Consider the following 6,880-nt stretch of genomic DNA (forward strand, 5'->3'; position numbering starts at 1 on the left):
TTGGGGCGCGGGCGGGGTCGAATGGTCTTCAGGAGCGACGAAGGCGCTGTTCAGCGCGGTTTGACCTCGGCGAGCAGCTCGGGTCCACGGGCCTCCAACCGGGTGGTCGCCCAGCGGATTCCGAGTGCGGCGCCCACCGCGCCGAGCAGTACGCCGATCGGCAGTGCCGCCCACTGGAGTAGCGAGTTGTGGAGTGCCACACCGGTTCCCAGTATCGCGAGCACCGGGGCCGCCATCAGGAACTGCACCAGGCCCACCGCGAGCTGCATGAGGATCTTCAGGCAGCCGGGATTGCCCGAGCCCGCGAACGGGTTGCCGCGCTGCGGCGGCAGGGCGAAGGCGGCATGGGTGGACAGGAACACCACGGCCCCCACGCCGACGCCGACCAGCACCGGCAGCGTCGACAGCGCCCAGACGTACAGGTACGGCCGGCCGAGCGCGCCGGGCAGGATGAGGGTGGCGAGCACCGACGGCGGGGTGACCAGGAGCAGCCAGGCATAGGCGCGGCCCCGCACATCCGCGCGTGGCGCGCCGGGCGTCACCAGCGTTTGCCAGATCGCGGTGCCATCGAATCCGTACAGGTTGGTGCTGGACATGGTGGCCAGCCACACCACGAAAGCGCCCGAGAACGGGATGGTTCCGCTACCGCCGGTGCGGAGCGACAGGAAGATCGGCAGCACGAAACCGATGATCAGCAGCGGCAGCAGGGCGGCGCGGCGACGGCCGTCGCGCCACCACGTGCGCAGCTCCTTGGCGACCACGGCGCCGACCGCGGTGGCGGGGATGAAACGGTCGAGCAGACCGCCGCCGGTGTCGACCACCTGGCCGGCGGGTGCGGCCGGGGTGGTGAGGCGGCGTTCCAGCAGGACCGCCCAGGACTGCCACAGGATCAGCGACAGCAGCGCCAGGCCCAGCAGGGACAGCAGGGCGAGCAGGTAGTCGCCGCGGGCCGCGGCCTCGACGGCGTAGGGCGCCCAGCCCGACGGGACCGCGCGCAGCGTCACCGACAGACCGCTGTGGTCGCCCTCCAGTTTCGGGCCGACGGCCGAAACCAGCAGGTTCAGTGGGTAATACGCCAGGCCGATGAGGGCGGCGAAGAGCACACCCAGGTCCTTGCCGCGCCGGGACCGCATGGCCGCGCCGAGCCAGGCCACCACGACCCGCGACAGCAGGACCACGAATACCAGTTGCAGGACCGCGCCGAGCGCCGCGATCGCGGTGGCGCCCAGGCCGATCGGCGCGGCGAGCAGGACCAGGCCGCCGAACGCGATCAGGTTGACGATGGGCGCCGGCCCGACGAAGGCCGCCGCGCCGAGCCCAGAGGCCAGTTGCCGAGTCGTCAAGGGCAGCAGGCGGAATTGCTCGGGTTGCAAGGTCTCGTCGCTGCTGCCGGTGAGCACCGGGCCACAGATCCAGCCGAGGGTCCAGGCCGCGAAGATCGCCGCCGCCACCGTCACTCCCCCGTGCACGGTCTCGCGCGCGCCGGCGATGATGAGCGCGGTGGCCACCGCGGCGATCAGGCCGAAGATGCTGCCGGTCCAGAAGTTCAGTGCCGCACGGCCTTCCCGCATCTGCCGCGCGGTGATGCGCAACCGCATGCGGATCAGGACGCCAACCACGACAGCCCCTCCTCGCCGCCCACGCGTCCGCCCACCAGCCGCACGAAGGCCTCCTCCAGGGTGCCCTCGCCGCGCACCTCGGTGAGCGTCCCGCCCGCCACCACCCGTCCCCGGTGGATCACGGCGACCCGGTCGCAGATGGATTCCACCAGTGCCATCACATGACTCGACAGCACCACCGATCCGCCCGCGGCCACGAACCGCTGCAGGATCGTTCGAATCGTTCCCGCCGACACCGGGTCCACCGCCTCGAACGGCTCGTCCAGCACCAGCAGTTTCGGTGCGTGCAGCAGCGCGGTGGCCAGGCCGATCTTCTTCCGCATACCGGCCGAATAGTCGACCACCACAGTGTTTTCCGCGCCGTCCAGCTCGAGCACGTGCAGCAGCTCGTCCGCCCGTCCGACCACGGTCGCCTTGTCCATCCCGCGCAGCAACCCGGTGAAGTTCAACAACTCTCGTCCGGTGAGCCGCTCCGGCAATGCCAACCCATCCGGCAACACCCCCACCACGGTCTTCGCCCGCACCGGATCCGCCCACACCTCGTGCCCGAAGATCCGGGCCGCCCCATGATCCGGGCGCAACAACCCCACCGCCATCGACAAGGTCGTCGTCTTCCCCGCCCCGTTCGGCCCCACCAGCCCGAAGAACGACCCGGGCGGCACCGCCAGGCTCACCCCCTCGACCACCCAGGGCCCGCCGAACTTCTTGTAGAGCCCGTCCAACTCGAGCGCCAGTTGCCCGTTGGTAGTCATTTCCCCTCCTTGAAGCGCGCCGGCGGCACCATTGCCCACGATACGTACGAGCCCGCTGTTCAAAGAGTCATCGCCGCAGAACTCGACTACGCAACGAAGCGCGCGAATATATACTCGACAACGCCGTCGATATAAGGAGCTGACATGACAAAGCGACTGATCGAGATCGATGACGAGCTACTCGACTCAGCCCAGCGTGAGCTGGGCACGACCGGTGTGTCGGATACCGTGCGCGCGGCCCTGCGGGACGCGGTTGCGAAGGGCGCCCGGCTTCGCGAGATCGAATGGCTCGTCGGCGGCGGCATGGAGTCGATGGCCGACCCGGACAAGAGAGGCGAAGTGTGGCGCTGACCGCCCGGTTTCTCATCGACACAAGCGCCGCGGCCCGGATGAGGCATCCCGCCGTAGCACGCGAGCTCGAGCCACTGATCGAGCACGGCCTGGCAGCCACCTGCGCCACACTGGACGCCGAGGCTCTGTTCAGCGCCAGGACCCCCACCGAGTACGAACAGATCAAGTCCCGTCGACGTATCGCCTACGAGTACCTCCCGGCCGACGACGAACATTGGCAGTGCGCGTTCACCATCCAGCGAGAATTGGCCCGCACCGGCCGCCATCGCGCGGTCGGCATGCCTGACCTCTTGACCGCCGTCCTTGCAAGCCAGCACCGACTCGTCCTGATCCACTACGACGCGGACTTCGAGACGATCGCCTCCGTCATCGACCTCGACCACCGCTGGGTCGTTCCCCGGGGCAGCCTCGAAAACCCTTGACACCTCGCGAGGCCCGGCGCAGAGTGCGTCGAGCCTCGCGAACAGGGTTCAGCGGGTGAGGGTGGTGAAGAATTCGCGGATGTCGCCGGTGAGCAGGTCGGGGACTTCCAGGGCGGGGAAGTGGCCGCCGGAGTAGAACTCCGACCAGTGCACGATGTTGTGGGCCTTCTCCGCGAAGCGGCGGATGGCGAAGTCCGCGGTGGTGAACACCGCGACGCCGGTCGGGACCGTGCCCCTCGGCTTCGGGGCGAACATCGTGTAGTCGTGGAAGCGTTCGTAGTAGTAGTTGGCGACGCTGCGGGCGGTGTCGGTGAGCCAGTAGATCGCGACGGTGGTCAGGATCTTGTCCCGATCGATCGCGTCCTCGGGCAGCTCGTGGCCGGCGTCTGTCCACTCCTTGTACTTCTCCACGATCCAACCCAGCTGTCCCGCAGGCGAATCCGCCAGCAGCTGCGCGATCGTGTTCGGTCGCGACCCGGCCAGGTTCATGTAGGCGGAGCCGTCGTCCTGGAACTGCTTCATCGCCGCCAATCGCTGCTGTTCCGCCTCGGTGAGCGCGGCCATGTCGGCCGGGTCGCCCGTGGGGAAGGTGACCAGCGCATTGACGTGCACCCCGATCACCCGGTCGCTGAAATCGCGGGCCACACGCGGCGCCACGAATGCGCCGTGGTCTCCGCCGTGCACCCCGAACCGCTCATACCCGAGCCGGGTCATGAGCTCGGCCAGCGCGACAGCGACTTTCCCATCGTCCCAACCGGTTTCGGTCAGCGGCCCGGAGAAGCCGTGCCCCGGCAGGGTCGGGATGACCAGGTGGAAGGCCGGGGCGTCGGCCTCGCCGTGGGCGGCCGGATCGGTCAGCGGGCCGATCATGTCCAGGAAGTCGGCAGGCGTGCCGGGCCAGCCGTGGATGAGCAGCAGCGGTGTCGCGTCGTCCCGTTCGGAGCGAATGTGCAGGAAGTGCAGGTGCTGCCCGTCGATGGTGGTGGAGAACTGCGGGTGGGCGTTCAGCGCGGCTTCGATGGCCCGCCAGTCGAACTTCTCGGCCCAGTGGGTGGCAAGTTCACGCAGGTACGAGGTGGGAACGCCACGTTCCCAGCCCATGCCCGGCATCTCGTCGATCCACCGGGTGCGAGTCAGGCGCTGGTTCAGGTCGTCGAGTTCGGCCTGCGGGATGTCGATGCGGAAGGGGCGAATGCCGTTGTCGCTCATGACATCGAGCTTTCCGATAAAGAGGGGCCCTCCACATCACGACAATTCGTTATTCCCCGCGCCGCACCGCCCGGAGGTCAGCCGTGCAAGATGGCGACAACCATGTTCACCACCGCGTTCCTTCGGTACACCTCCACAACCCCAGCCCACCCACCACCATCGCAGCCCGTGGTGTTCACGGTGGTGTCGAGTTCGTGGGGGGAGATGCCTCCAGTTGATCTGCGAGTTGTCGGGGGTGGGCGAGCGGGATCATGTGGCCGCCGTCGATCTCGTGGGGAACGACGCCGAGGCGTTCGGCGACGATACGGCGCATGAAGGCAGCGGGCAGGAAGCGGTCATGGCGGCAGAGCAGGAAGGTCGTCGGCGTCGCCGGCCATGTGGGCAGGGGCCAGGGTTCGGTGAACGGGGTGGCGGATTGCCGACGGCTGTGTTCCCGGGCCTGGGCTGCCAACTCGGGCGGGACATCGTGGAAGAACAGAGCATCCTCGTCGTCGGGGTGCCGGCCGTCGCATTCGTCCTGCCGGCGGCGGGCGTGCTCGTAACCGGTATTGGCCCACCACTCACCGGGGGCTTCTCCAGGCCGCGGGATCATCGCGGACAACAGCACCAGTCGCCGGACCGGGACGCGCCGGCAGACCAGCGGGGCGGTGAACCCGCCGAAGGAGTGGGCAACCAGCACGGTGTCGGTGTGATCGCTGATGGCAGCGGCCACGGTGTCGGCATACTCGGGCAGCCCGGCCGCGTCGTCGTCGCAGGGCAGGTCGGGAGTGGCCACGCGGTGGCCGCGGGACCGCAGCTCGCTCGCGAGCCGGTGCCAGTACCAGGAATCGGACCCGGCCCCGGGGATGAACACGTACTCGGTCACGCCTGCCCCCGCTGCGCGAACTCGGCCGCTGTGGAGCCGCCGGGGAACCGGGCCTGGAAGTCCAGCACCCCCACCCAGGTCGGCCGCACCGCGATCCGGGCCATCCGTACCCCGGGGACGTCGACGGCCGCGACCTGGGCCGCGGCTTGCTCCTCACCTCCGTAGCGGCGCAGGGCCAGCCCGTACTCCGGCACGATCCCGTCGATCACGGTGACCTCGGCACGACCGCGCAGCAGCAGCGCCCGCGGTGGGGTTCCGGCGGCGTCGATCGTGATCGCCACGTCGGGTCTGGCCCGCAGTGCCTCGATCTTGCGGGCGGGGACGAATGTGGACAGGACCACTTCCTGCCCGGTCCAGTGGAACAGCATCGGAAACACGCGTGGGGTGCCGTCGGCGGCCGCATACGCCACGCGCGCCAGCTCGGTCGAGGTCAGCAGGTCCTGTGCGATGTCGCTGTCCAGCAGGCGGATATCGCCTTGCGGCAGCGCCGCCAGTTCCTCGCGCGTCAACATGTGCACAACCAGCTCCTCGGGGTCATCGACCGCGTCGGTCGCGGTCGTGCCCCTGTGAGACCGGCAGTGCGCGAAAAAGGAATCGGAGCCGAATCAGGGCAGGGCCGCGGGCAGACCGAACGCGGCGAACACCTCGGGCCCGAACGCGGTGATCTCGACGATCTGCCCGTCCTCGACACGCACCACGTTGAGCACCTGTGCCCGGTAGACCTGCTCATCCGGTCGGCAGAGGTAGCCGGCCATGGCCGGCAGCCGGTTCGCCCGAACCGGCACGCCCCGCCACCGCCCCTGATGCAAGGTCGAGCCCGGCCCCAGCGCGTTCTCGGCGAACGCGGCGACCTCCGAACGGCCGACGAAGGAGTACGGCAACGGCGGCATGGACAGCCGCACATCCGCGCTCAACAGCTGCGCGAACGCCGCGATATCGGCGCGCTCGTGGGCGGTCATGAAACGCCGCAGGAGCTCCCGCTCTTGCGCAGTCGGGACCATAGCCTGCCCGGAGCCGCGTTGCGGCAGATGCGCCCTCAGCACAGGTCGTGCCCGCTGCAACGCGCTCTTCACCGCGGCCACGCTCATGCCCAGCAACTCACCGGTCTCCGCCGCTGACCAGCCGAGCACGTCTCGCAGGATCAACACCGCGCGCTGCCGAGCCGGCAAGTGCTGGATCGCCACCAGGAATGCCAGCTCGATGGTCTCCCGCGCGACCACCACGGCCTCCGGCTCCGCCTCCGGGTCGGCCGGCGGCTCCAGCAACCGATCCGGAAACGGCTGCAACCATCCCACCTCCGCCGGTCCGCCGGCCTCACCCGCCGCCGGCTGCCGTGGGTGCCGGTCGAGGAAGTCCAGGCACGCGTTCGTCGCGATCCGATACAGCCACGCCCGAAACGTGGAGCGGCCCTGGAAACTTCCTCGATAGCGCCACGCCCGCAGCAACGTCTCCTGCACCAGGTCCTCGGCCTCGTCGAACGAGCCCAGCATCCGATAGCAGTGCACCCGCAACTCCCAGCGGTAACGCTCGGCCAACCCCGCGAACGCCGCCTCGCCCCCAGCATCCGCCGCCGCGACGCTCTCACTCTCCACAACCCGACCGTACCCACAGGCCGTTTGCCGCCGGTGACGAACGGGACGTTCGTCACCGGCGGGGCGGGGG

At 69.3% G+C, this 6,880-nt stretch carries 8 protein-coding genes; 2 read left to right on the forward strand and 6 right to left on the reverse strand.

Features of this window, described 5'->3' with window-relative positions:
• Nucleotides 1-50: 50 nt before the first annotated feature.
• Both ABZV44_RS15540 and ABZV44_RS15545 read right to left on the reverse strand, forming a co-directional pair.
• The gene (locus tag ABZV44_RS15540; protein ID WP_354836389.1) at nucleotides 51-1,619 is read right to left on the reverse strand and encodes a hypothetical protein; all 1,569 of its coding nucleotides are present in this window, start codon (nucleotides 1,617-1,619) and stop codon (nucleotides 51-53) included.
• On the reverse strand, nucleotides 1,604-2,371 hold the full coding sequence (locus ABZV44_RS15545; protein ID WP_354836391.1) for an ABC transporter ATP-binding protein: 768 nt from the start codon (nucleotides 2,369-2,371) through the stop codon (nucleotides 1,604-1,606). The genes ABZV44_RS15540 and ABZV44_RS15545 overlap by 16 nt, the downstream gene beginning before the upstream one ends.
• A 144-nt stretch (nucleotides 2,372-2,515) precedes the next feature.
• On the opposite strand from ABZV44_RS15545, the gene ABZV44_RS15550 reads away from it, so the two are divergent.
• Both ABZV44_RS15550 and ABZV44_RS15555 read left to right on the forward strand, forming a co-directional pair.
• Nucleotides 2,516-2,722 carry a type II toxin-antitoxin system VapB family antitoxin gene (locus ABZV44_RS15550; RefSeq protein WP_354836393.1) on the forward strand — a complete coding sequence of 69 codons (207 nt, stop codon included), beginning with the start codon at nucleotides 2,516-2,518 and terminating at the stop codon, nucleotides 2,720-2,722.
• Nucleotides 2,713-3,144 (forward strand): PIN domain nuclease, encoded by a 432-nt coding sequence (locus ABZV44_RS15555; protein WP_354836395.1) that lies wholly within the window; start codon nucleotides 2,713-2,715, stop codon nucleotides 3,142-3,144. The genes ABZV44_RS15550 and ABZV44_RS15555 overlap by 10 nt, the downstream gene beginning before the upstream one ends.
• Before the next feature lie 48 nt (nucleotides 3,145-3,192).
• Here ABZV44_RS15555 and ABZV44_RS15560 read toward each other — a convergent pair whose 3' ends face one another.
• The 4 genes from ABZV44_RS15560 to ABZV44_RS15575 form a co-directional block, all read right to left on the reverse strand.
• Complete coding sequence (locus ABZV44_RS15560; RefSeq protein ID WP_354836397.1) at nucleotides 3,193-4,353, reverse strand: epoxide hydrolase family protein; 1,161 nt, start codon at nucleotides 4,351-4,353, stop codon at nucleotides 3,193-3,195.
• Nucleotides 4,354-4,528: 175 nt separating this feature from the next.
• Nucleotides 4,529-5,218, reverse strand: coding sequence for an alpha/beta hydrolase (locus tag ABZV44_RS15565; protein WP_354836399.1), 690 nt, complete (start codon nucleotides 5,216-5,218; stop codon nucleotides 4,529-4,531).
• On the reverse strand, nucleotides 5,215-5,730 hold the full coding sequence (locus tag ABZV44_RS15570; RefSeq protein ID WP_354836575.1) for a pyridoxamine 5'-phosphate oxidase family protein: 516 nt from the start codon (nucleotides 5,728-5,730) through the stop codon (nucleotides 5,215-5,217). The genes ABZV44_RS15565 and ABZV44_RS15570 overlap by 4 nt, the downstream gene beginning before the upstream one ends.
• 93 nt (nucleotides 5,731-5,823) lie before the next feature.
• Nucleotides 5,824-6,810: an RNA polymerase subunit sigma-70 gene (locus ABZV44_RS15575; protein ID WP_354836401.1), complete on the reverse strand. Its 987-nt coding sequence runs from the start codon at nucleotides 6,808-6,810 to the stop codon at nucleotides 5,824-5,826.
• Nucleotides 6,811-6,880: the final 70 nt, after the last annotated feature.

This window comes from Nocardia sp. NPDC004860 (assembly GCF_040609015.1).
Classification (GTDB): domain Bacteria; phylum Actinomycetota; class Actinomycetes; order Mycobacteriales; family Mycobacteriaceae; genus Nocardia.

Bases quoted from the DNA above. Each gene is read 5' to 3' on its own strand.
- ABZV44_RS15545 (WP_354836391.1), bottom strand. From the start codon at position 2,371: ATGACTACCAACGGGCAACTGGCGCTCGAGTTGGACGGGCTCTACAAG.
- ABZV44_RS15550 (WP_354836393.1), top strand. From the start codon at position 2,516: ATGACAAAGCGACTGATCGAGATCGATGACGAGCTACTCGACTCAGCC.
- ABZV44_RS15560 (WP_354836397.1), bottom strand. From the start codon at position 4,353: ATGAGCGACAACGGCATTCGCCCCTTCCGCATCGACATCCCGCAGGCC.
- ABZV44_RS15570 (WP_354836575.1), bottom strand. From the start codon at position 5,730: ATGTTGACGCGCGAGGAACTGGCGGCGCTGCCGCAAGGCGATATCCGC.